Source organism: Streptococcus nidrosiense (genome assembly GCF_042140045.1).
Taxonomy (GTDB): Bacteria; Bacillota; Bacilli; order Lactobacillales; family Streptococcaceae; genus Streptococcus; species Streptococcus nidrosiense.
This window is the reverse complement of the sequence record NZ_CP152419.1, coordinates 313,437-335,647: the sequence shown is the minus strand read 5'-3', so window position 1 is coordinate 335,647 and position 22,211 is coordinate 313,437. Positions and strand designations below refer to the sequence as shown.

Below are 22,211 nucleotides of genomic sequence, written 5' to 3'. Positions count from 1 at the left end.
AGCTGAACGAAATAAGATTAAAACGAACGTTTATGGTATAATGTTAGTAAATAATTCGCAAAAGAGGTTGAGAGATGAAACTGTTAGTTGTCGGCTCAGGTGGTCGTGAACACGCGATTGCCAAAAAGTTGTTGGAGTCTAAGGACGTTGAGCAAGTTTTCGTGGCTCCTGGGAATGACGGGATGACCTTAGATGGTTTGGATTTGGTAAATATCTCTATTTCCGAACATTCTAAGCTGATTGACTTCGCAAAAGCCAACGATATTGCTTGGACCTTTATCGGTCCAGATGATACCCTTGCGGCTGGGATCGTAGATGATTTCAATGCGGCAGGTCTCAGGGCATTTGGTCCTACCAAGGCTGCGGCTGAACTGGAGTGGTCTAAGGATTTTGCTAAGGAAATCATGGTCAAATACAACGTTCCGACAGCAGCCTATGGGACATTTTCAGATTTTGAGGAAGCCAAGGCTTATATCGAGGATAAAGGCGCTCCAATCGTCGTCAAGGCAGACGGCTTGGCTCTTGGTAAAGGTGTCGTCGTTGCGGAGACAGTTGAGCAAGCAGTCGAAGCTACTCATGAGATGCTTTTGGACAATAAATTCGGTGATTCAGGTGCGCGTGTAGTTATCGAAGAATTCCTTGACGGGGAAGAGTTCTCTCTCTTTGCCTTTGTCAATGGTGACAAGTTCTACATTATGCCAACGGCTCAGGACCACAAACGTGCTTATGATGGTGATAAAGGTCCTAACACTGGTGGGATGGGTGCCTATGCGCCAGTTCCTCACTTGCCACAGAGCGTGGTTGACACAGCGGTTGACACTATTGTCAAGCCAGTTCTTGAAGGTATGATTAAAGAAGGACGTCCTTACCTTGGTGTCCTTTACGCGGGGCTAATCTTGACAGCTGATGGACCGAAAGTCATCGAGTTCAACTCTCGTTTTGGCGATCCTGAAACGCAAATCATCTTACCTCGTTTGACATCTGACTTTGCAGAAAACATCACTGACATTTTGGATGGCAAAAAGCCAGCCATCACTTGGACGGACAAGGGTGTGACACTAGGCGTGGTTGTAGCTTCAAATGGCTATCCACTTGCTTATGAGAAGGGTGTCAAACTTCCAGCCAAGACAGAGGGCGACATCATCACTTACTATGCTGGTGCTAAATTCGCTGAAAATGGTCAAGACCTCCTCTCAAACGGCGGACGCGTCTATATGCTCGTCACAACAGCAGACACCGTCAAAGACGGCCAAAATATCATCTACCAAGAACTCTCCCAACAAAAAACAGAAGGCCTCTTCTATCGAAATGACATTGGAAGCAAAGCGTTAAAAGATTAACAGATACTATATTTGACAATGGCGAGCGAAAGCGAGCCAAAGTAAGATAATGGTCGCCGTGGTGAAAAGACCAGAACAGTGAATGTTCTGGTCTAGGGAAAATTTGAGACTTGGGATCAAATTTTAGGAATGAAACCGAAGGTTTGCTTGCGTCCCCACCATCTAAGACCATTATCAAAAAAGAAAAGGATATTAACTATGAAACCAGTAATTTCCATCATCATGGGCTCAAAATCCGACTGGGCAACCATGCAAAAAACAGCAGAAGTCCTAGACCGCTTCGGTGTAGTCTACGAAAAGAAAGTTGTTTCCGCACACCGTACACCAGACCTCATGTTCAAACATGCGGAAGAAGCACGTAGCCGTGGCATCAAGATCATCATCGCAGGTGCGGGTGGTGCAGCTCACTTGCCAGGGATGGTCGCTGCTAAGACTACACTTCCAGTCATTGGTGTGCCCGTCAAATCACGTGCGCTTAGCGGTGTGGATTCTCTCTACTCTATCGTTCAGATGCCGGGAGGCGTACCAGTCGCAACTATGGCTATAGGTGAAGCAGGTGCTACTAACGCTGCCCTCTTTGCCCTCCGTCTCCTCTCAGTAGAAGACGAAACCATCGCGACTGCACTTGCTAATTTTGCTGAAGAACAAGGAAAAATCGCAGAGGAGTCTACAAATGAGCTCATCTAAAACAATCGGAATTATTGGTGGCGGTCAGCTTGGTCAGATGATGGCCATTTCTGCTATCTACATGGGTCACAAGGTTATCGCGCTGGATCCTGCAGTGGATTGTCCGGCCTCTCGCGTGGCGGAGATTATCGTGGCTCCTTATAATGATGTGGACGCTCTTCGCCAGTTGGCGGAGCGTTGCGATGTCCTCACTTATGAGTTTGAAAATGTGGATGCTGACGGTTTGGATGCTGTTATCAAGGATGGGCAACTCCCTCAAGGAACGGACTTGCTCCGTATTTCTCAAAATCGTATCTTTGAAAAGGACTTTCTCTCAAACAAGGCCAAAGTAACCGTTGCACCTTACAAGGTTGTGACCTCAAGTCAAGACTTGGCAGATATCGACCTATCGAAAAACTATGTCCTCAAGACGGCGACTGGTGGCTACGATGGTCATGGACAAAAGGTTATTCGTTCAGAAGCAGACTTGGAAGAAGCCTATACACTAGCTGATTCAGCAGACTGTGTCTTGGAAGAGTTTGTCAACTTTGATCTTGAGATTTCAGTCATCGTGTCTGGTAACGGCAAGGACGTGACAGTCTTTCCCGTTCAGGAAAATATCCACCGCAACAACATTCTTTCAAAAACCATTGTGCCTGCTCGCATTTCAGAAAGTCTAGCTGAAAAAGCCAAAGCGATGGCAGTGCAAATCGCAGAACAACTGAACCTTTCCGGAACTCTCTGCGTGGAAATGTTTGCGACAGCTGACGACATCATTGTCAATGAAATTGCACCACGTCCACACAACTCAGGCCACTACTCGATTGAAGCCTGCGACTTTTCTCAGTTTGACACTCATATTCTGGGTGTTCTGGGAGAACCATTGCCAGACATCAAACTACATGCACCAGCAGTCATGCTCAATATTCTTGGCCAGCATGTCGAGGCTGCTGAAAAATATGTGACAGAAAATCCAAGCGCCCACCTCCACTTATATGGTAAAATAGAAGCGAAACACAATCGAAAGATGGGACATGTAACTTTGTTTAGTGATGTGCCGGATGAAGTAGAGGAGTTTTGATGCATAGTAAACAGGATAGATATAATATAAAGATACTTATGGAACAGATAGTATCGAGTAATTTACCGCCGATTGTAGATAAATATTTCAAAAACCCAGATAGGTTATTTGACAAAGTTAAACAGGATGATATTCCGGTTTATCAAAAAATTGGAAATGGTAATTATGTAGAGTTAAATCTTAATGGAATGTCTCAATCAAAGTATGTTAAGAAGTATGGTGCAGAGGTGATAAAATACTTTGCATTTAAAAACAATGGTTCCAAGAGAGTGCTAGGAGTAGTGAACCCGATATACTTTTTTTCATTTGTTTATAATGCAGTGCATGCACATAATGATTGGATTATGCAGTTGTATAATTCAGAAAAAATAGAGGATATTATACACAAATCCAACTCTCCAATATTAGGTTTAGACCAAGAAGAATTTTGGATAATGGATTATGAAAATCAAGATATCCAATTCTTGGGAGAAGATTATACTATTGAACAAGATATACAGTTTTTTGAAAAATTCAAAAATTATACTAATGAATTAAATAGGAAATCAAATATAAGTTTTGAAAGAAATGAAGAGAAATCTCTGTTAATTGAGGGGAGTGCTCCATATTATTTATCTACTGACATAGAGAATTATTATTCATCGATTGATACAAATATCTTTTTTGTTCTTAGTTCATACGAACCGTTTAATAGTTTTTGCGATAATATAGATGAATTTTTTAAATTCTTAGGTAACTATAATAGAGCAATCAATGGAAATCAAACAAATGGAATCATAACTGGGCCAATAAGCTCTTTCATTTCAGCAGAGTTCTTAAGCCTCACTCTTGATGCAAAATTTAAGAACAAAAACATTACTATGTATTATAGATATGTCGACGATTATTCTTTTTATTCGTACTCACAATCGGAGTTGGAAAAGAATATTGAGGTTTTCGATAGATTGATTAGATCATTTTCATTGACTCGAAAGTTTGAAAAAACTAAAACAGGGAGAGGTTTTTTAAAAGATAATAAGGCAAATAGAGATGAAATTTATCGCTTATTTCCTTATTTGGATACTGACTTTAGTGGGGAACCACTAACTCTGGATAAAGTTAACTATAAGCAACTTAGGAAATATATAGAGAGTCTAATTGCTCAAAATTATCTTAGTCAGATAAAAACTGTATTAACTACATTAAAAAATGCAATAAAAGATGGTAGAGTGAGATTAGATGATAAGATAGTTTCATATTTTATACCTTTCGTACTGAAAGTATCTTATATACAGCCTAGATTGGTTTCGCATGTTTATAAATTAGTTGATCAAATTTGTAGCAAGGTAGCTAAGAATGTGGTTCCCAAGTTAATAAAACAATTACTTGTAGATAGGAATTACATACTAGAGTATTATTCAGAATCGGAATTTGAAATTTGGTTCTATTATCTTATCACAGAATATTCTGAATTAAGAATTCAAAAGCAAGAATTGGACTACTATTTATCTAAAGCAAAGGAAGGAAATTTCTCTACAGAGCCTATTATTTTAAGTCTTTTTGTAAAAGATGACTTGGTTAACAATAATAAAATTTTTAGTCGGTTGAAATATGAATATATTTCTAAGAATAATGTTTTTAATGATAGTTCAGAATCATTACCTTTACGAGGAATTGCTATGTCTAGATGGTGGATTGTATTATTAGAGTTATTTATTTATATAAGACGAAAAGAAAAAAAGAATGGTCGAAAACTAGAAATGTTTAATGAATTAAAAAGTGAGATTATTCCTTATTTTTATCAAAATGAAAAGGGAGACCTAAATTATAGCGAGATGGGGATATTTTGTGAGTTACTATAAGTAAGTGACTAGGAGAAGGGAAATATGATGTGGTTAATTGATAAATTTATTTCAGAAGTTATTTCTTTTGTTGTAGGTGTATTTTTGATGTTTATTTGGACAAATAGAAAATATTTTGGATTATGGATAAGTACAAATGTTACGAAAGCTAGAGAAGATCAGGTAAGATTCAGCATAGCTTACCTATTTAGAATTAAGATTGATGGAAAGTATTTATTAGTTAAGAATGAAAAAATAGCGGATCAATATCAACCAGTTGGGGGAGTATATAGGAATTTTGACTCTTTTGTAGATATTGCTAATAAATTAGAAGTAACTGATGAGAAAAAAGAAAATTTTAGGGTTCCCAATGATTTACGAGTATATGTACAATCAAAAAATGTTATAAAATTTTTGGAATGGTTTAAAACAAGACGGAATAGGGAGGTCAATGTAGTAAGAGAATTCATTGAAGAGATTATTGATAAAAATATATTAGAAATTCAAAATCTAAGGGATATTGAATTTGAGTTTATCAGAACTTATGATAGTGGTTTACATTATGCAGAACAATTTAGTTCATATGAAATATTGTTACATGATATATTTGAGGTAAGACTAAAATCAAATGACGCAGAAAAATTGAAACAATATGTTGATTTGTCATCTGACAATTATTTAATTTTAGTAGAACAAACTGACATTCTACGAAAAGCGGTTACTATTGGTGGTGTTGATTATAAAATTGGAGAACAGACAATAAACATTTTATAAATAAAACTTGAAGCTATAGACGGTTACTAAACACTCAATATAATTTTAAAACAAGTTATTTACTAACGTTTCACTATTTGTGGTGTATGGAATAATCAGTAAGGAAAGGAAAAACTAAAAATGATTGAAAGATATAGTCGCCCTGAGATGGCGAACATTTGGACTGAAGAAAATAAATACCGTGCTTGGCTTGAGGTGGAAATCTTGGCTGACGAGGCATGGGCTGAGTTGGGAGAAATCCCTAAGGAAGATGTGGCTTTGATTCGCGAAAAAGCGGACTTTGACATCGACCGTATTTTGGAAATTGAGCAGGAGACTCGTCACGATGTGGTTGCCTTCACGCGTGCGGTTTCTGAAACTCTTGGTGAAGAGCGCAAGTGGGTTCACTATGGTTTGACATCTACTGACGTGGTCGATACTGCCTATGGTTACCTCTACAAACAAGCCAACGATATCATCCGCAAGGACCTTGAAAACTTCCTTAACATCATCGCTGACAAAGCGAAAGAACACAAGTTCACTATCATGATGGGGCGTACCCATGGTGTGCACGCTGAGCCGACAACTTTTGGTCTTAAATTGGCAACTTGGTACAGTGAAATGAAACGTAACATCGAGCGTTTCGAGCATGCGGCTGCTGGCGTGGAAGCTGGTAAGATTTCTGGTGCGGTTGGTAACTTTGCCAACATCCCACCATTCGTTGAAAAATACGTCTGCGATAAATTGGGAATCCGTGCTCAAGAAATCTCTACACAGGTTCTTCCTCGTGACCTTCACGCTGAGTACTTTGCAGTTCTTGCTAGCATCGCAACTTCTATCGAGCGTATGGCGACTGAGATTCGTGGTCTTCAAAAATCAGAACAACGTGAAGTAGAAGAGTTCTTTGCAAAGGGTCAAAAAGGGTCATCAGCAATGCCTCACAAACGCAACCCTATCGGTTCTGAAAATATGACAGGTCTTGCGCGTGTGATCCGTGGTCACATGATTACGGCTTATGAAAACGTAGCTCTCTGGCACGAACGTGATATCTCTCACTCATCAGCTGAGCGCATCATCGCACCAGATACAACCATCTTGATTGACTACATGCTCAACCGTTTCGGAAACATCGTTAAGAACTTGACTGTCTTCCCAGAAAACATGATCCGCAACATGAACTCTACATTTGGTTTGATCTTCAGCCAACGTGCCATGCTTGCTTTGATTGAAAAAGGTATGACGCGTGAGCAAGCTTACGACCTTGTTCAACCAAAGACTGCCCAATCATGGGATAACCAAGTAGACTTTAAACCACTTCTTGAAGCTGATCCAGAAGTGACTTCACGCCTCACTCAAGAAGAAATTGACGAAATCTTTAACCCAACTTACTATACCAAACGTGTGGATGAGATCTTCGAACGCATCGGTTTGGGTGACTAATAATCACAATAAAAAGCGAGACTTTTGTCCCGCTTTTTATTTGTGATTAATCTTTTTTCTTGCTAAGTCCATAAGCTGTGAGAGCAGTCATAAGACCAGTAGCAATCAACCATTCTGAACCTTGGTTTCCTGTTTCAGGAAGTTTATTTTCTTTTGCTACAGGGGCTGGGCCTTGAGGAAGAGCTTTGTTTTCCTCAGCAGAAGCAGATGCTGGAGCTGGTTCATTTGGAATTTCTAGTTTTGGTTTTTCTTCTGTAACAGGAGTTGACACATTTGGAATCTCTAGTGCTGGTTTTTCTTCAGCGATAGCTGCTTGACCATGTTCATTGCCGACGTGAGTTACAGGATTTCCAACTTCGATAACTTGAGCGACTGGTTCTTGAGCGACAACACTAGTAACCAATGTTTTAACTTCAGATCCATCAGCAGCAGTAGTCACAGAGTAGAAATGGCTACGACGACCGTTGACACCTGCAGTTACTAGACGAGTTTGTCCTTTAGGTAGTGAAGGAGTTTCGCGAGTGATGGTTGTAAATGGAATTTCTTCATCTTCGATGACTACTCGAGGTTTATTTACAACAGGAGCTTGACCTTTTTCGTCTCCTACATGTGTTGTTAATGTTCCAACTTCGACAACTTGATTGATAGCTTCTTTCGTTACTTGTCTTTCAAGAACTGTTTCTGTTTGCTTGCCATTTTCAGTCACAACTGAAAGATAGATAGTCCGTTCACCTTTGACACCTTCAGTGATGACTTTCTCTTGTCCTGCTGGAAGGTTAGGATTTTCTTTCTTAACAATCTCAAACGGAATTTCTTCTGTCTTAACTAGAAGCTCTGGTCGGTTTTCAACTGCAGCAGCAGTTTCACTCTCATCGAGGCTTCCTGAGTGAGTGGCAGCTGGTTTAAGACTAAGTCTAGCAGCTTTGAGATTAGCTACAAGTGTGTCCAATTCAGCTTGTTTATTACGATTGAGGTTGTAGTTCAGAGCGTCTTTAGCAGCCTTGAGAGCGTCGAGACTTTCTGTACTGTATCCTTCTAAGTTTTCAGGGATTTGAGCAAGTTCTTCGCGTAGCGCTTTGTAGTCAGCACGGAAGTAGTCCTTGTTGTGGTCTGCAAAGGCAGTCATGAGTTCAAAGATTTCTTCTTCCTTGTATTCTGCGCTTGGTCTATCAGCCCAGATAGCTAACATACTACCAACAGTAGGTAGATCAACTTCAGGATATTTAGTTGATGCTAACTGGTTAAATGGAGTTTTTTCAGTATTTTCAATAGCTTTCTTGAGGAAGCCACCGCCATCTTCTGGTTTTTGACCGAGAATGTAGTACCAATCTCCATTTGTGTTAAGGAATTTATAACCTTTGCTTGCTAGATATTGAGGAGACGCAAGGTTGTAACCCCACCAGCCTTTAGACCAGTAAGAGATGATAACGTCTTTATCAAACTCAACATCATCCTTGTCTTCGTAGTAGAAGCCATCGTTAAAGGCCATTGGTTGAAGACCTTTTTCTTTAGCCATGGCAGCTAGACTATTAGAGTATTCAGCAAATTTACCGTAGAGACCATACCACTTGAGGTAGTACCAACCTTGAGCATTGGTAGCATCGTTAGCATACTCATCTGTACCATAGTTAAAGATCTTAGTCTTGCCTGCAAAGAAGTCCATGTACTTACCGATAAGGGCTTTTGTAAAGTTCATTGCTTCTTCGTTTTCAAGGTCCATAGTTGTTTTTGAAACCTTGTCAAAGTTAGCTTGAGGGTTTGCGATGCCTAATTTTTCCATAGCGACAAGCATAGCATCCATGTGACCTGGGCTATTGATAGCTGGGATCAATCCAATCCCTTTGTCCTTAGCATACTGGATAAGCTCAGTGATTTCAGCTTGGTTCAAAGTAGTTCCATTAGGATCGTCGTAGTAAGATTTTGTTCCTTCGATGATGGCCTTTTTCACATCGTCGCTTGCATAAGTCTTGCCGTTTGCTGAGATACTCATATCATCAAGTAGGAAGCGAAGTCCATCATTTCCAAGGAGCAAGTGAAGGTCAGAGTAGCCGAGTTCGCTGGCTTTATCTACGATACGTTTAAGTTGGTCTAGCGTGAAGTATTTACGTCCAGCATCGATAGAGATTACCTTGTTTTTAGCTAGTTTTTCAACTTCGCGTTTAGCGTCTTCTTCTTTTTGAGCTTCTGGAGTGAAGGTCAAGTTGCTAACAGCTTCTTGGAGTTTTGCGATCGCTTGGTCAATGGTATCTTGTTCAGCACGGCTGAGGTTGCTATCAAGAGAGCGAATGGCTTTTTCAGCTTCTTTAACGGCTGCAATACTTTCTTCTGTGTAGCGAGTAAGATCTGTTGGAACTTCTTTCAGAGCTTGTTCAGCAGACTCGTAATCAGCAGCGAAATATTCAGCATTTGAGTTTGCGAATTGACGCATAAGCTTGAAGAGACGAGATGGAGAGTAGCGAGCAGATGGAGTATCAGCCCAAGCTGCTACCATACCACCAATAATAGGAACGTCAGCTCCTTCTGTTTTTGGTACAGAAGTGATCGGTGTGCTCTTAATGCCGTTCAATCCTTGATCAAGGTTGTACCAACCTTGTCCGTCAGCATTACGGCCGAGAACATAGTACCAAGCATCGTTAGTATTGAGGATTTCGTGTCCTTTTTCAGCTAGTAATTTAGAAGAAGCGACATCGTAACCACCCCAGCCACCAGTCCACATAGAGACGATGATGTCCTTGTCAAAAGTACCAAAAGTAGTGTCGCTATTATAGTAGATACCGTCGTTGAAGGCCATTGGTTTCAGACCGTGAGATTTGACGATACGAGCTAGGTCATTAGCATAGGCGATGAATTTGTCATAGCCTTTGTCTGGGAATCCATCTTCTGGATACCATTTATAGGCTTGAAGAACGCTCCATCCTTTGGCATTAGTAGCATCATTAGCGTACTCATCCAAACCGATGTTGAAGATTTCAGACTTACCAGCAAAGTAGCCTGCATACTTATCAATCAAAGCTTTTGTGAAGGCAACAGCTTTTTCATTGTCAAGGTCAACAGTACGCGCTGATTCTTTACCAAAATAGTTAAAGTTAGGCTTTTCAATACCTAGTTCTTTCATGGCATTAAGGATAGCGTCCATGTGGCCAGGACTGTTAACAGATGGGATAAGTCCAATACCTTTATCCTTAGCATAGTTAATCAAGTCGGTCATTTGGCTTTCAGTTAGATGATTGCCGTTTGGATCGTTGTAGTAGGCATTAGTTCCATTTTCAACAGCGCGTTTGACATCATCGCTTGCATAAGTTTTGTCCCCTACAGTTAGAGACATGTCATCAAGCATAAAACGCAAGCCATCATTTCCGACTAGAAGATGAAGATCAGTATAGCCATAGTGTTTGGCTTTGTCGATGATTTCTTTCAGTTGTTCAGGAGAGAAGTATTTACGCCCTGCATCGATTGAAACGATTTTCTTTTTAGCCAGTTTTTCATTGACTTGAGCTGCTTTCTCTGTAGCGACTGCAGGAGCTTCAACTTTAGCAATTTCTTTATTATCTTCTTTTTCAGCCTTCTCGACTTCTTTAACTACTTCTGATTCAGCTGGAGCGACTTGATTTGTAACAGGTTCTTCTACAACAGGTGCAGGAGTAGCTTCAATTTTTGGTGCTTCAGTATTTGTTACAGGTGTCGCTGGAGCTGCAGGAGCTACGGCTTCTGGTGTAGGACTAGTTTCAAGTTTTTCTTCGCTGGCCTGTGGAGACGATTCACCTGTAGCTTGGATAGTAGGTTGATTCTCTGTTGTAGTAGGTACGACTCCATCAGCGGCAACAGCTTGCGCATGAAAGGCAAAGCCGATCAAGACAGAAGCTGCTCCGATTGCGTATTTACGAATAGAGAAACGCTGTTTATTTTCTGGTTTCATTAAATAACCTCCTAATTTATTGTTTTGGTAGCGTTTTCACAAACTGATTCCATTGTATTATCTGAAACTAGTAAAGTCAAGTATTTTAATAAAATACCTATAAAAAATATAAGAAGTTATTTAATTTGAACTAATTTTCAATTTTTACTCTGTTTTTAGTAAAATTTCTCCAAATTATAGTTTAAAGTCATTTGATATTTCCTACTAAAAGCTAGCGTGCTATAATGAAAAACAGAAAAGCCTGAAACGATTGTCTCAGACTTTTTAATGTTTAGTGATCGCGATCACATGAGATAAATTTAATCTTATAGAAATCAGAACGTTTGTAAGTTTCAATGTATTCCAACACTTGGCCAGTTGACTCAAGTTTAGTTGTCTTGGTTTGGAGAACAGTTGGGAACTGAGAGTCGATTCCTAGAATAGAAGCAGCATGTTCTGGAGTTGGAAATACAATTTCATTGATTTCTTCAAAATGCTCGTCATTCATGTGAATGTGGTAGTCCAATTTGAAACGATTATAGATAGAACTATAGTATTCAAGATTTGGATAGTTTGCATTGATGTATTGTTCAGGGATATAAGATGTGTGGTAGATATAAGTAACACCGTTAGATTCACGGATACGTTCGATTTTGTAATAAAATTGATCGCCACGCAATCCCAATTTTTCTAAGTAGTTAAGATCGTTACCGCGTTCAATAGAAAGAACAGTGACTTTATCGTCCTTGGTTTCAAAAATTTCTACATCAGAAAATTCTACGAGTTTGTGCTTGCGAGCGCGAGCCACAAAGGTTCCCTTACCTTGTTGGCGGACAATATAACCGTCTTTAGCAAGGTCGTTTAAGGCGCGAACAACAGTGATTGAACTTACGTCATACATTGCAATCAATTCTGCTTCAGTGTAGAACTTGTCGCCACTTGCAAATTGACCTGAAATGATTTTGTTTTTCAATTCATCTTTGATATATTGATACTTTGGAATTGCCATATTTTCACCTCATTTTTTCCTTCTCCATCTTCGATTCTACCATAAATAGTTTGAAAATGATAGTAAATAATGTAAAAAAATAAAATAATAGGCTAAGTGATTGACTTACATATTATTTACGGTTATAAACTCATACATTTATGCAATCTAGATCGAAAATATTTAAGAAAAAAATTTTTTACAAGAATTTTAGAAAACAATTCAGTAAAAAAAAGAAAAATTTTAAATAATTTTCGAAAAATCTATTGACAAGATGGATTCATTAGTTTATCATTTAATATAACAACAAATGAAAGCGCAAACGAAAAGTATGGGGTGGTAAAATGACAAGGTTTAAAATTGAGGATGATTTTTACCTAGATGGGGAACCATTCAAAATTTTATCTGGTGCCATTCATTATTTTAGAATTCCTGAAGAAGACTGGTATCATTCATTGTATAATCTCAAGGCTTTAGGCTTCAACACTGTTGAAACTTACGTCGCTTGGAATTTGCATGAGCCAACTGAAGGAAACTTCAATTTTGAAGGCAATCTTAATATTGAAAAATTTCTTCAGACAGCTCAGGACTTAGGCTTGTATGCTATTGTTCGACCATCTCCCTTTATCTGTTCAGAGTGGGAATTTGGTGGTTTACCAGCATGGCTTTTAACTAAAGACATGCGAATCCGTTCTTCTGATCCAGCCTTTGTTGAAATGGTAGGACGTTACTACGATCATTTACTTCCGCGTCTTGTTTCAAGATTGTTGGACAATGGTGGTAACATCCTCATGATGCAGGTTGAAAATGAGTACGGTTCATACGGTGAGGACAAGACCTACTTGCGTGAGATTCGCCGATTGATGGAAGAACGTTCAGTGACTTGTCCGCTCTTTACATCTGATGGTCCATGGCGAGCAACTCTGAAAGCTGGTACCTTGATTGAAGATGATCTCTTTGTGACAGGGAACTTTGGTTCAAAAGCTAACTTTAACTTCTCGCAAATGCAAGAGTTCTTTGATGAGTATGGCAAGAAATGGCCACTCATGTGTATGGAATTCTGGGATGGATGGTTTAACCGATGGAAAGAACCAGTCATCACGCGTGAGCCAGAGGAGTTAGCAGAAGCTGTACATGAGGTGCTAGAGCAAGGCTCTATCAACCTTTATATGTTCCACGGTGGAACTAACTTTGGTTTTATGAATGGTTGTTCAGCTCGAGGAACCATCGATTTACCACAAGTAACATCTTATGATTATGACGCTCTCCTTAATGAAGCTGGCAATCCAACTGCTAAATACCTGGCAGTTAAGGAAATGATGGCGACTTACTATCCTGAGTATCCACAATTAGAGCCCCTTTACAAAGAGAGCATGGAAGTTGAAAACATTCCACTGGTTGAGAAAGTTTCTCTTTTCGAAACCTTGGATAGCCTAGCAAGTCCAATCGAGAGTCTCTATCCTAAGAAAATGGAAGAGTTGGGACAAAGCTATGGCTACCTACTCTATCGTACAGAAGCTAGCTGGGACGCAGAAGAAGAACGCATCCGTGTCATTGATGGACGCGATAGAACTCAGCTATTTGTAGATGGGAAATGGGTCGCAACTCAGTACCAGACTGAAATTGGAGAAGATATCTTCTATCAAGGAAAAAAGAAAGCGCTCTCTAGATTTGACATCCTTATTGAAAATATGGGGCGTGTCAATTACGGGCATAAGTTCCTAGCAGATACACAACGAAAAGGGATTCGTACAGGTGTCTGCAAAGACCTACACTTTATGCTGAGCTGGGAACACTATCCGCTTCCACTAGATAATCCTGAAAAGATTGATTTCTCAAAAGGATGGACAGAAGGACAACCTGCCTTTTACGCCTATGACTTTGAAGTTGAGGCTCCGAAGGACACCTACTTAGAACTATCTGAGTTTGGTAAAGGGATTGTCTATGTCAATGGCCATCATCTCGGACGTTTCTGGAATGTTGGTCCAACCTTATCGCTTTATATTCCGCACAGCTATCTCAAGGAAGGTGCTAACCGCATCATTATCTTTGAAACTGAAGGGGAGTATAAAGATCACATACATTTAACTCGTAAACCTACACTAAAACATATAAAGGGGGAAAATTTATGACAATTGTAGGATGCCGTATCGATGGACGTTTGATCCACGGACAAGTAGCAAACCTTTGGTCTGCTAAACTTAATGTTTCACGTATCATGGTCGTTGACAATGAAGTTGTTAACAACGATGTTGAAAAGAGCGGATTGAAACTTGCAACACCACCAGGTGTAAAACTTAGCATTTTGCCAGTTGAAAAAGCTGCAGCCAATATCCTTGCTGGTAAATACGATAGCCAACGTCTTTTGATTGTAGCACGCAAGCCTGACCGTTTCCTCGGTTTGGTAGAAGCAGGTGTGCCACTTGAAACTGTCAATGTCGGCAACATGTCTCAAACACCAGAAACACGTGCGATTACACGTTCTATCAACGTTGTAGATAAAGACGTGGAAGATTTCCACAAATTGGCGGAAAAAGGTGTTAAACTTACTGCTCAAATGGTTCCAAATGATCCAGTTTCAGACTTTTTGAGCTTATTAAAATAGGAAAAAATTTTTAGGAGGTCATTGTTATGATACAATGGTGGCAAATTTTACTTCTCACTTTGTACTCAGCTTATCAAATCTGTGATGAGTTGACGATCGTTTCTTCTGCAGGTTCCCCTGTATTCGCTGGTTTCATTACTGGTTTAATCATGGGAGATTTGACAACTGGTTTGTTTATCGGTGGTAGCTTGCAGTTGTTCGTACTTGGGGTAGGTACCTTTGGTGGTGCTTCTCGTATCGACGCAACTTCTGGTGCGGTTCTTGCGACTGCTTTCTCAGTTTCACAAGGTATCGAAACTGACCTTGCGATCACTACAATCGCTGTACCAGTAGCGGCACTTTTGACTTACTTCGACGTACTTGGTCGTATGACTACTACATTCTTCGCACACCGTATTGATGCTGCGATCGAACGCTTTGACTACAAAGGAATCGAACGTAACTACCTTCTTGGTGCGCTTCCATGGGCTGCTTCTCGTGCCCTTCCAGTATTCTTCGCTCTTGCTTTTGGTGGAGAATTCGTACAAGCAGTTGTAAACTTTGTTAAAGAATTCCAATGGGTTGCAGACGGTTTGACTCTTGCAGGTCGTATGCTTCCAGGTCTTGGATTCGCTATCTTGCTTCGTTACCTTCCAGTTAAACGTAACCTTCACTACCTTGCTATGGGATTCGGTTTGACAGCTATGTTGACTGTACTTTACTCATACGTAACAGGTCTTGGTGGAGCAGTTGCTGGTCTCATTGGCACTCTTCCTGCTGACGTTGCTGAAAAAATTGGCTTTGCCAACAACTTCAAAGGTTTGTCTATGATCGGTGTCTCTATCGTAGGTATCTTCCTTGCAGTTGTTCACTTCAAGAACAGCCAGAAAGTTGCTGTAGTAGCACCTTCTACACCATCAGAAAGTGGGGAAATTGAAGATGACGAATTCTAATTACAAATTAACAAAAGAAGATTTTAATCAAATTAACAAACGTAGCTTGTTCACTTTCCAATTGGGATGGAACTACGAACGTATGCAAGCATCAGGTTACCTTTACATGATCTTGCCACAATTGCGTAAAATGTATGGAGATGGAACTCCTGAGTTGAAAGAAATGATGAAAGTTCATACTCAATTCTTCAACACTTCACCATTCTTCCACACAATCATCGCTGGTTTTGACCTTGCCATGGAAGAAAAAGATGGCGTTGGCTCAAAAGATGCGGTTAACGGTATCAAGACTGGTTTGATGGGACCATTCGCTCCTCTTGGAGATACTATCTTTGGTTCACTTGTACCTGCTATCATGGGATCTATCGCTGCAACAATGGCTATCGCTGGTCAACCTTGGGGTATCTTCCTTTGGATCGCAGTTGCAGTAGCGTATGACATCTTCCGTTGGAAACAATTAGAATTTGCATACAAAGAAGGGGTTAACCTTATCAACAACATGCAAAGCACTTTGACAGCTTTGATTGAAGCTGCATCTGTACTTGGTGTATTCATGATGGGTGCTCTTGTAGCAACAATGATCAACTTTGAAATTTCATACAAATTGCCAATCGGTGAGAAAATGATTGACTTCCAAGATATCTTGAACTCAATCTTCCCACGCTTGCTTCCAGCAATCTTCACAGCCTTTATCTTCTGGTTGCTTGGTAAGAAAGGTATGAACTCAACTAAAGCAATCGGTATCATCATTGCTCTTGCAGTTGGACTTTCATTCATCGGTAAATTTGTACTTGGAATGGGCGCATAATTTATGACTAAATCATTGATTTTAGTGAGCCATGGACGTTTTTGTGAAGAACTTAAAGGTAGCACAGAAATGATTATGGGTCCACAAGACAACATTCATGCGGTTGCTCTTCTTCCAGAAGATGGACCAGAAGATTTCACTGCGAAATTTGAAGCTGCTGTCGAAGGTTTGGATGATTTCCTAGTCTTTGCGGACCTCCTTGGTGGAACACCATGTAACGTGGTGAGCCGTCTGATTATGGAAGGTCGCGACATCGAACTTTATGCAGGAATGAATCTTCCAATGGTGATTGAATTTATCAATGCGAGTCTAACTGGCACTGATGCAGATTATAAAAATCGTGCTTCAGAGAGCATTGTCAAAGTTAATGATTTATTGGCAAGCTTCGACGACGATGAAGATGAATAAGATGTAACAAACTATCTTATAGAAAATATACATGGGAATGGGAGCGACTCCCATTCCCATGTTTTCAATCATGAAACAATATTAGATTAGAGGTTTTCAATGCTAGATTATACAAAAGAAGATTTGCTTGAGTTGGGGGCAGAAATCACAACTCGCGAAATTTACCAACAACCAGACGTTTGGAAAGAAGCTTTTGAAGCTTATCAAGCACGACGTGATGAAATTGCAGCCTTCTTACAAGGAATTGCTGACAAACATGACTACATCAAAGTTATCCTGACTGGTGCTGGAACTTCTGCTTATGTAGGTGATACTCTGGTTCCTTACTTTAAAGAAGTTTATGATGAACGTAAATGGAATTTCAATGCTATCGCGACAACTGATATTGTAGCAAACCCACAAACTTATTTGAAAAAAGATGTGGCAACTGTTTTGGTATCATTCGCGCGTAGCGGGAACTCACCTGAGAGTGTGGCAACAGTTGACTTAGCCAAGGCTTTGGTTGGTGAGCTTTATCAAGTGACCATCACATGTGCAGCTGAAGGGAAATTGGCTCTCCAAGCGCATGGTGATGATCGCAACCTCTTGCTCTTGCAACCAGCTGCTTCTAACGATGCTGGCTTTGCTATGACTTCAAGCTTCACTTCAATGATGTTGACAGCGCTCTTGGTATTTGATCCAACAGACTTTGCTGTTAAAGCTGAACGTTTCGACGTGCTATCTAGTTTAGCTCGCAAAATTCTTGACAATGTGGCAGATGTCAAAGAGTTGGTTGATCTAGACTTTAACCGAGTGATTTATCTAGGTGCGGGCCCATTCTTCGGACTTGCTCACGAAGCCCAGCTTAAAATTTTGGAATTGACTGCTGGTCAAGTTGCGACTATGTATGAAAGTCCAGTTGGCTTCCGTCATGGTCCAAAATCTCTTATCAACGAAGATACAGTCGTTTTGGTATTTGGTACTACAACAGATTACACTCGTAAATATGACTTAGACTTGGTTCGCGAAGTTGCTGGCGACCAAATTGCTCGTCGAGTTGTTCTCTTGAGTGATCAAGCCTTTGGACTTGAAAATGTGAAGGAAGTAGCACTTGGATGCGGTGGAGTTCTGAATGATGTTTACCGTGTCTTCCCTTACATCGTTTATGGTCAGTTATTTGCTCTCTTGACTTCACTTAAAGTTGGTAACAGACCAGATACACCATCACCTACAGGTACAGTTAACCGTGTCGTTCAAGGTGTCATTATTCACGAATTTGAAAAATAAGGAAGAATCTATGAGTAAATTAACATTAAGCCCAAATAAACTTGCTTGCATGCAAAAACTCTCAGACGAAAATGGTATCATCTCAGCTCTTGCTTTTGACCAACGTGGTGCTTTGAAACGCCTTATGGCTCAATACCAAACAGAAGAGCCAACAGTAGCTCAAATGGAAGAACTTAAAGTCTTGGTAGCAGATGAATTGACAAAATACGCTTCATCTATGCTTCTTGACCCTGAGTATGGACTTCCAGCTACAAAAGCTCTTGATCCAAAAGCTGGTCTTCTCCTTGCTTATGAGAAAACAGGATACGATACAACAAGTACAAAACGTTTGCCAGACTGCTTAGATGTTTGGTCTGCAAAACGTATCAAGGAACAAGGTGCAGATGCTGTTAAGTTCTTGCTTTACTATGACGTAGACAGCTCTGACGAACTCAACCAACAAAAACAAGCCTACATTGAACGTATCGGTTCTGAGTGTGTGGCTGAAGATATTCCATTCTTCCTTGAAATTCTTGCTTACGATGAAAAGATTGCTGGCGCAGGTTCTGCAGAATATGCTAAAGTAAAACCACATAAGGTTATCGATGCTATGAAGGTCTTCTCCGATCCACGTTTCAACATCGATGTCTTGAAAGTAGAAGTTCCAGTTAACGTGAAATACGTTGAAGGTTTTGGTGATGGCGAAATCGTTCATACACGTGAAGAAGCAGCTGCTTTCTTCAAAGCACAAGACGAAGCAACTAACCTTCCATACATCTACTTGAGTGCTGGTGTATCAGCTAAACTCTTCCAAGAAACTCTTGTATTTGCCCACGAATCAGGTGCAAACTTCAATGGTGTTCTTTGTGGACGTGCAACATGGGCTGGATCTGTTGAAGCTTACATCAAAGATGGAGAAGCAGCTGCTCGCGAATGGCTTCGTACAACTGGTTTTGAAAACATCGATGAACTTAACAAGGTTCTTCAAACAACAGCTACTTCATGGACTGAACGTGTAGAAGCATAGATCAGAAATAGAAGGAATTACTTTTGTTAAGAAAATATTTATGGATTCTTGACAAAGGTGTCTGTAAATCATAAAATAAAACCATAGAGAGCGAATGCGCTTTCTATGGTTTGTTTACTTAATTGAAATAGAAAAAGGAGAGAAGGATGAAAGCATACACAGAACGTGTATTTGGGAAAGTTGATGGCAAGGATGTCCTTGCTTACCGTTTTGAAACGGAGGCAGGATACCAACTGGAAATCATGACTTATGGTGCAACAATTCTACGCTATGTAACTCCAGATAAGGCTGGGAACTTTGCCAATGTTATCCTAGGTTTTGATGATTTCGAAAGCTATGTGGGAAATAGCCCTAAACATGGAGCAAGTGTAGGTCCAGTTGCAGGTCGTATTGCAGGTGCAACATTTGAACTCAATGGGAAGACCTATGAACTAGAAGTCAACAACGCTAGCAACTGTAACCACAGTGGCTCAACTGGTTGGGATTCTAGCTTGTTTGAGCTAGTTGAGGTGAGTGACCATGGTTTGACTCTTTACACAGAAAGAGCAGACGGGACTGGAGGTTTCCCTGGAAATATTAAGATCTGGATTAGCTACAACTTGGAAGAAAGTGGTGCCTACGAAGTTAGTTACAAGGTAACGACAGATCAGGATACCTTGGTTAATCCAACTAACCATAGCTACTTTAACTTGTCTGGTGATTTCACGCAAACAATTGACCGTCATGTTTTCCAATTGAACACTGAAGGCATCTATCCAATTGCTCCTGATGGTGTCCCAGCTAAAACCCCAGATGCTAATCGAGATGTGGTCAAGCATATCTACAATGGAGCTTTGCTTAAGGATATTTTTGCAGACGAAGATGAACAAATCAAACTCGTATCTGGTTTGGATCATCCATTTGCTCTTCCTGCAGGACATGACAATGCTGGTTTCCTTTATGATCAAAACTCAGGTCGTTTCTTACTCTTTAAGACAGAGGCTCCTTGCTTTGTGGTCTACACAGCAAACTTTGTGGATGAGAGTGTCATCATCGCTGGTCAGCCAATGATTCAGCACAATGGAATTGCTCTAGAAGCGCAAGCTTTACCAGATGCTATTCATAGTGACCTTAAAGACCAAGTCATTCTCAAAGCAGGTGAAACTTTCACCAGCAAAACTCGTTACGAACTTGTTGTGAAATAACAAAAATTCTCTGAAGTCATAGGATTTCAGAGAATTTTTTCTTATTCTTCATCTGGTGTGAGAATCATCGGAATGATGATTGGTTCACGCTCAGTATTTTCGTAAAGGAATGGTCGAATGGCGTTTACGATAGCGCCATTGACAGACTGGACGCTAGCATCTTTGTTTTTCAAAGCGATGCGAATAGCATTGAAAAGGATGCGTTGACTCTGACGAATCAAGTCGCCGGACTCTCTCATGTAGACAAATCCACGGCTGAGAATATCTGGTCCAGATAGGATCATCTGAGACTTGAAGTCAACGGTTGCGACAGCCAATACAACACCATCTTCAGATAGGTCTCGGCGATCTTTAAGTACAGCTGCACCGATTTCACCGATACGATTTCCATCGACGTAGATATCTTGAGCATTAAAATGACCTGCGATACGGGCAGAGTTTGCAGTAAGGGCAAGCACATCACCGTTACTCATGATAAAGATATTGTCCTTCTCTACGCCAGTATCCACCGCTAGCCCAGCGTGAACTTTCTGCATGCGGTATTCACCGTGAACAGGCATGAAGTATTTTGGCTTGATGAGGCGGAGCATGAGTTTTTGTTCTTGCTGACCACCGTGTCCAGAAGTATGGATGTTGTTAATTTTACCATGGATAACTTCAACACCAGCTTCAGAAATGATGTTAATCAATTTGTTGACGCTAGTGGTATTTCCTGGAATTGGACTAGATGAGAAGATAACGGTATCGCCAGGTTGGAGTTGCACCTGACGGTGGGTTCCGTTAGCGATACGAGAGAGAGCAGCCATAGGCTCACCCTGACTACCTGTACAGAGGATAAGAATCTCACCCGCAGGATAGTCTTTGATTTCGTTTGGCTCGATGAAGGTTCCCTTAGGAGCCTTGATGTAACCAAGTTCGATTCCGTTAACAATAGCCTTTTCCATAGAGCGTCCGAAGACAGCAATCTTACGCCCAGTCTTAACAGCAGCTTCCGTTGCTTGCTGGAGACGGAAGATATTTGAGGCAAAGGATGCAAAGATGATACGTCCTTCGATACCTTGGATAATCTTCATGATCGACTGGCCGACAACCTTTTCAGAGTTTGTAAAGGTTGGTACTTCAGCATTGGTCGAGTCAGAGAGTAGGCAAAGCACTCCGTCTTCACCTAGGGCTGCCATACGGTGTAAGTCTGCAGGTTCACCAACTGGTGTAAAGTCAAACTTGAAGTCTCCCGTACAAACGATTTTCCCTTGAGGTGTATGGATGACGATTCCCAATGGCTCTGGAATCGAGTGGGTTGTTCTAAAGAAAGTTGCTTTAAGGTTTTTAAAGGTCAACTCCGTGTTGTGGTTGATTTCGTGAAGTGTAGCATTGCGCAAAAGTCCATGCTCTTCGAGTTTTCCACGGATTAAGGCAAGGGCCAGTGGACCAGCATAGATAGGGATGTTTGCTTGCTTGAGCAAGAAAGGAATCCCTCCGATATGGTCCTCGTGTCCGTGGGTAATCAAGAGAGCCTTGACGCGGTCGATATTTTCTACAATATAAGAGTAATCAGGGATAACGTAGTCGATACCAAGTAGGTCATCCTCAGGGAATTTAATCCCTGCATCAACGATGATGATTTCGTCTTGATATTCGATACCATATGTGTTTTTTCCGATTTCTCCTAGACCACCAATGGCAAAAACGCCGACTTCTTCTGGTTTAAGAGTGTAGGCCATATTAGAACTCCGTAATTTCGAATGCGCCAGTTTCTTTTTCGTAGTCTAGCAATTTGTCAGACAAGAGTTCGATATACTCGATATTATACTCTGGACGATTTTCTTCGACAAGTTGGCGGGCAGCGATACGTCCTTCAAGTTCTGAACTAGCATCGATGTCTAAGTATAGTGAGCGTGTTGTTTCACGACGTGGGCTACGGTCTTTTGTTTCTTGATAAAAAACTTTGTAAATCATATGTTTCCTTTCTGCTTTCAGGTCAGCTATATTCAAAAATGCTCAGTTTGAAGCTGGTTTGAT

Annotated in this window: 18 protein-coding genes; 14 read left to right on the top strand and 4 right to left on the bottom strand. The window is 40.6% G+C overall.

Going from position 1 to position 22,211, the window contains the following annotated elements; genetic code table 11:
* Nucleotides 1-74: 74 nt before the first annotated feature.
* The 6 genes from purD to purB all read left to right on the top strand — a co-directional run bounded on the left by purD (nt 75) and on the right by purB (nt 7,100).
* Entirely contained in the window at nt 75-1,340 is a 1,266-nt protein-coding gene (gene purD, locus AAFQ93_RS01605) for a phosphoribosylamine--glycine ligase (RefSeq protein WP_375555441.1), read from the top strand.
* Between the two features lie 198 nt (nt 1,341-1,538).
* Complete coding sequence (purE, locus tag AAFQ93_RS01600; RefSeq protein ID WP_375555440.1) at nt 1,539-2,027, top strand: 5-(carboxyamino)imidazole ribonucleotide mutase; 489 nt, start codon at nt 1,539-1,541, stop codon at nt 2,025-2,027.
* Nucleotides 2,014-3,087, top strand: coding sequence for a 5-(carboxyamino)imidazole ribonucleotide synthase (gene purK / locus AAFQ93_RS01595; protein WP_223140337.1), 1,074 nt, complete (start codon nt 2,014-2,016; stop codon nt 3,085-3,087). Before purE ends, purK begins: the two co-directional genes overlap by 14 nt.
* A gap of 38 nt (nt 3,088-3,125) precedes the next feature.
* Nucleotides 3,126-4,928, top strand: coding sequence for a hypothetical protein (locus AAFQ93_RS01590; protein WP_375555439.1), 1,803 nt, complete (start codon nt 3,126-3,128; stop codon nt 4,926-4,928).
* Between the two features lie 24 nt (nt 4,929-4,952).
* Nucleotides 4,953-5,681 carry a hypothetical protein gene (locus tag AAFQ93_RS01585; protein WP_223140334.1) on the top strand — a complete coding sequence of 243 codons (729 nt, stop codon included), beginning with the start codon at nt 4,953-4,955 and terminating at the stop codon, nt 5,679-5,681.
* Between the two features lie 120 nt (nt 5,682-5,801).
* Nucleotides 5,802-7,100, top strand: a complete 1,299-nt coding sequence (gene purB / locus AAFQ93_RS01580) for an adenylosuccinate lyase (protein ID WP_375555438.1) — start codon at nt 5,802-5,804, stop codon at nt 7,098-7,100.
* A gap of 46 nt (nt 7,101-7,146) precedes the next feature.
* Here purB and strH read toward each other — a convergent pair whose 3' ends face one another.
* Nucleotides 7,147-11,016 (bottom strand): LPXTG-anchored beta-N-acetylhexosaminidase StrH, encoded by a 3,870-nt coding sequence (gene strH, locus AAFQ93_RS01575; RefSeq protein ID WP_375555437.1) that lies wholly within the window; start codon nt 11,014-11,016, stop codon nt 7,147-7,149.
* Between the two features lie 271 nt (nt 11,017-11,287).
* A complete protein-coding gene (locus tag AAFQ93_RS01570; RefSeq protein WP_045762517.1) occupies nt 11,288-12,004 on the bottom strand; it encodes a GntR family transcriptional regulator in 717 nt (238 codons plus the stop codon).
* Nucleotides 12,005-12,327: 323 nt separating this feature from the next.
* On the opposite strand from AAFQ93_RS01570, the gene AAFQ93_RS01565 reads away from it, so the two are divergent.
* The 8 genes from AAFQ93_RS01565 to AAFQ93_RS01530 all read left to right on the top strand — a co-directional run bounded on the left by AAFQ93_RS01565 (nt 12,328) and on the right by AAFQ93_RS01530 (nt 20,192).
* Nucleotides 12,328-14,115: a beta-galactosidase family protein gene (locus tag AAFQ93_RS01565; RefSeq protein ID WP_375555436.1), complete on the top strand. Its 1,788-nt coding sequence runs from the start codon at nt 12,328-12,330 to the stop codon at nt 14,113-14,115.
* Nucleotides 14,112-14,588: a PTS system mannose/fructose/N-acetylgalactosamine-transporter subunit IIB gene (locus AAFQ93_RS01560; protein ID WP_070458000.1), complete on the top strand. Its 477-nt coding sequence runs from the start codon at nt 14,112-14,114 to the stop codon at nt 14,586-14,588. The genes AAFQ93_RS01565 and AAFQ93_RS01560 overlap by 4 nt, the downstream gene beginning before the upstream one ends.
* A gap of 26 nt (nt 14,589-14,614) precedes the next feature.
* Nucleotides 14,615-15,520: a PTS mannose/fructose/sorbose/N-acetylgalactosamine transporter subunit IIC gene (locus tag AAFQ93_RS01555; protein WP_049509361.1), complete on the top strand. Its 906-nt coding sequence runs from the start codon at nt 14,615-14,617 to the stop codon at nt 15,518-15,520.
* Nucleotides 15,507-16,328: a PTS system mannose/fructose/sorbose family transporter subunit IID gene (locus AAFQ93_RS01550; protein ID WP_049509363.1), complete on the top strand. Its 822-nt coding sequence runs from the start codon at nt 15,507-15,509 to the stop codon at nt 16,326-16,328. Before AAFQ93_RS01555 ends, AAFQ93_RS01550 begins: the two co-directional genes overlap by 14 nt.
* A 3-nt stretch (nt 16,329-16,331) precedes the next feature.
* Entirely contained in the window at nt 16,332-16,736 is a 405-nt protein-coding gene (locus AAFQ93_RS01545; protein WP_375555435.1) for a PTS sugar transporter subunit IIA, read from the top strand.
* 99 nt (nt 16,737-16,835) lie between these two features.
* The gene (locus tag AAFQ93_RS01540; protein WP_375555434.1) at nt 16,836-18,002 is read left to right on the top strand and encodes an SIS domain-containing protein; all 1,167 of its coding nucleotides are present in this window, start codon (nt 16,836-16,838) and stop codon (nt 18,000-18,002) included.
* A gap of 10 nt (nt 18,003-18,012) precedes the next feature.
* Complete coding sequence (gene lacD, locus AAFQ93_RS01535) at nt 18,013-19,008, top strand: tagatose-bisphosphate aldolase (RefSeq protein WP_375555433.1); 996 nt, start codon at nt 18,013-18,015, stop codon at nt 19,006-19,008.
* Between the two features lie 146 nt (nt 19,009-19,154).
* The gene (locus AAFQ93_RS01530; RefSeq protein WP_375555432.1) at nt 19,155-20,192 is read left to right on the top strand and encodes an aldose epimerase family protein; all 1,038 of its coding nucleotides are present in this window, start codon (nt 19,155-19,157) and stop codon (nt 20,190-20,192) included.
* 41 nt (nt 20,193-20,233) lie between these two features.
* On the opposite strand, the gene rnjA is transcribed toward AAFQ93_RS01530, so the two are convergent.
* Together rnjA and AAFQ93_RS01520 are read right to left on the bottom strand one after the other, a co-directional pair.
* A complete protein-coding gene (gene rnjA, locus AAFQ93_RS01525) occupies nt 20,234-21,913 on the bottom strand; it encodes a ribonuclease J1 (RefSeq protein ID WP_045762525.1) in 1,680 nt (559 codons plus the stop codon).
* Between the two features lies 1 nt (nt 21,914).
* Complete coding sequence (locus tag AAFQ93_RS01520; protein ID WP_000639568.1) at nt 21,915-22,148, bottom strand: DNA-dependent RNA polymerase subunit epsilon; 234 nt, start codon at nt 22,146-22,148, stop codon at nt 21,915-21,917.
* Nucleotides 22,149-22,211 lie beyond the last annotated feature (63 nt).

What these genes read in the sequence shown, in the direction of transcription:
- lacD (WP_375555433.1), top strand. Translation starts at nt 18,013, where the DNA reads ATGAGTAAATTAACATTAAGCCCAAATAAACTTGCTTGCATGCAAAAA.
- strH (WP_375555437.1), bottom strand. Translation starts at nt 11,016, where the DNA reads ATGAAACCAGAAAATAAACAGCGTTTCTCTATTCGTAAATACGCAATC.
- purK (WP_223140337.1), top strand. Translation starts at nt 2,014, where the DNA reads ATGAGCTCATCTAAAACAATCGGAATTATTGGTGGCGGTCAGCTTGGT.
- AAFQ93_RS01590 (WP_375555439.1), top strand. Translation starts at nt 3,126, where the DNA reads ATGGAACAGATAGTATCGAGTAATTTACCGCCGATTGTAGATAAATAT.
- AAFQ93_RS01555 (WP_049509361.1), top strand. Translation starts at nt 14,615, where the DNA reads ATGATACAATGGTGGCAAATTTTACTTCTCACTTTGTACTCAGCTTAT.
- purE (WP_375555440.1), top strand. Translation starts at nt 1,539, where the DNA reads ATGAAACCAGTAATTTCCATCATCATGGGCTCAAAATCCGACTGGGCA.
- purD (WP_375555441.1), top strand. Translation starts at nt 75, where the DNA reads ATGAAACTGTTAGTTGTCGGCTCAGGTGGTCGTGAACACGCGATTGCC.
- purB (WP_375555438.1), top strand. Translation starts at nt 5,802, where the DNA reads ATGATTGAAAGATATAGTCGCCCTGAGATGGCGAACATTTGGACTGAA.
- AAFQ93_RS01570 (WP_045762517.1), bottom strand. Translation starts at nt 12,004, where the DNA reads ATGGCAATTCCAAAGTATCAATATATCAAAGATGAATTGAAAAACAAA.
- AAFQ93_RS01585 (WP_223140334.1), top strand. Translation starts at nt 4,953, where the DNA reads ATGATGTGGTTAATTGATAAATTTATTTCAGAAGTTATTTCTTTTGTT.
- AAFQ93_RS01545 (WP_375555435.1), top strand. Translation starts at nt 16,332, where the DNA reads ATGACTAAATCATTGATTTTAGTGAGCCATGGACGTTTTTGTGAAGAA.
- AAFQ93_RS01560 (WP_070458000.1), top strand. Translation starts at nt 14,112, where the DNA reads ATGACAATTGTAGGATGCCGTATCGATGGACGTTTGATCCACGGACAA.
- AAFQ93_RS01550 (WP_049509363.1), top strand. Translation starts at nt 15,507, where the DNA reads ATGACGAATTCTAATTACAAATTAACAAAAGAAGATTTTAATCAAATT.
- AAFQ93_RS01530 (WP_375555432.1), top strand. Translation starts at nt 19,155, where the DNA reads ATGAAAGCATACACAGAACGTGTATTTGGGAAAGTTGATGGCAAGGAT.
- rnjA (WP_045762525.1), bottom strand. Translation starts at nt 21,913, where the DNA reads ATGGCCTACACTCTTAAACCAGAAGAAGTCGGCGTTTTTGCCATTGGT.
- AAFQ93_RS01540 (WP_375555434.1), top strand. Translation starts at nt 16,836, where the DNA reads ATGCTAGATTATACAAAAGAAGATTTGCTTGAGTTGGGGGCAGAAATC.
- AAFQ93_RS01565 (WP_375555436.1), top strand. Translation starts at nt 12,328, where the DNA reads ATGACAAGGTTTAAAATTGAGGATGATTTTTACCTAGATGGGGAACCA.
- AAFQ93_RS01520 (WP_000639568.1), bottom strand. Translation starts at nt 22,148, where the DNA reads ATGATTTACAAAGTTTTTTATCAAGAAACAAAAGACCGTAGCCCACGT.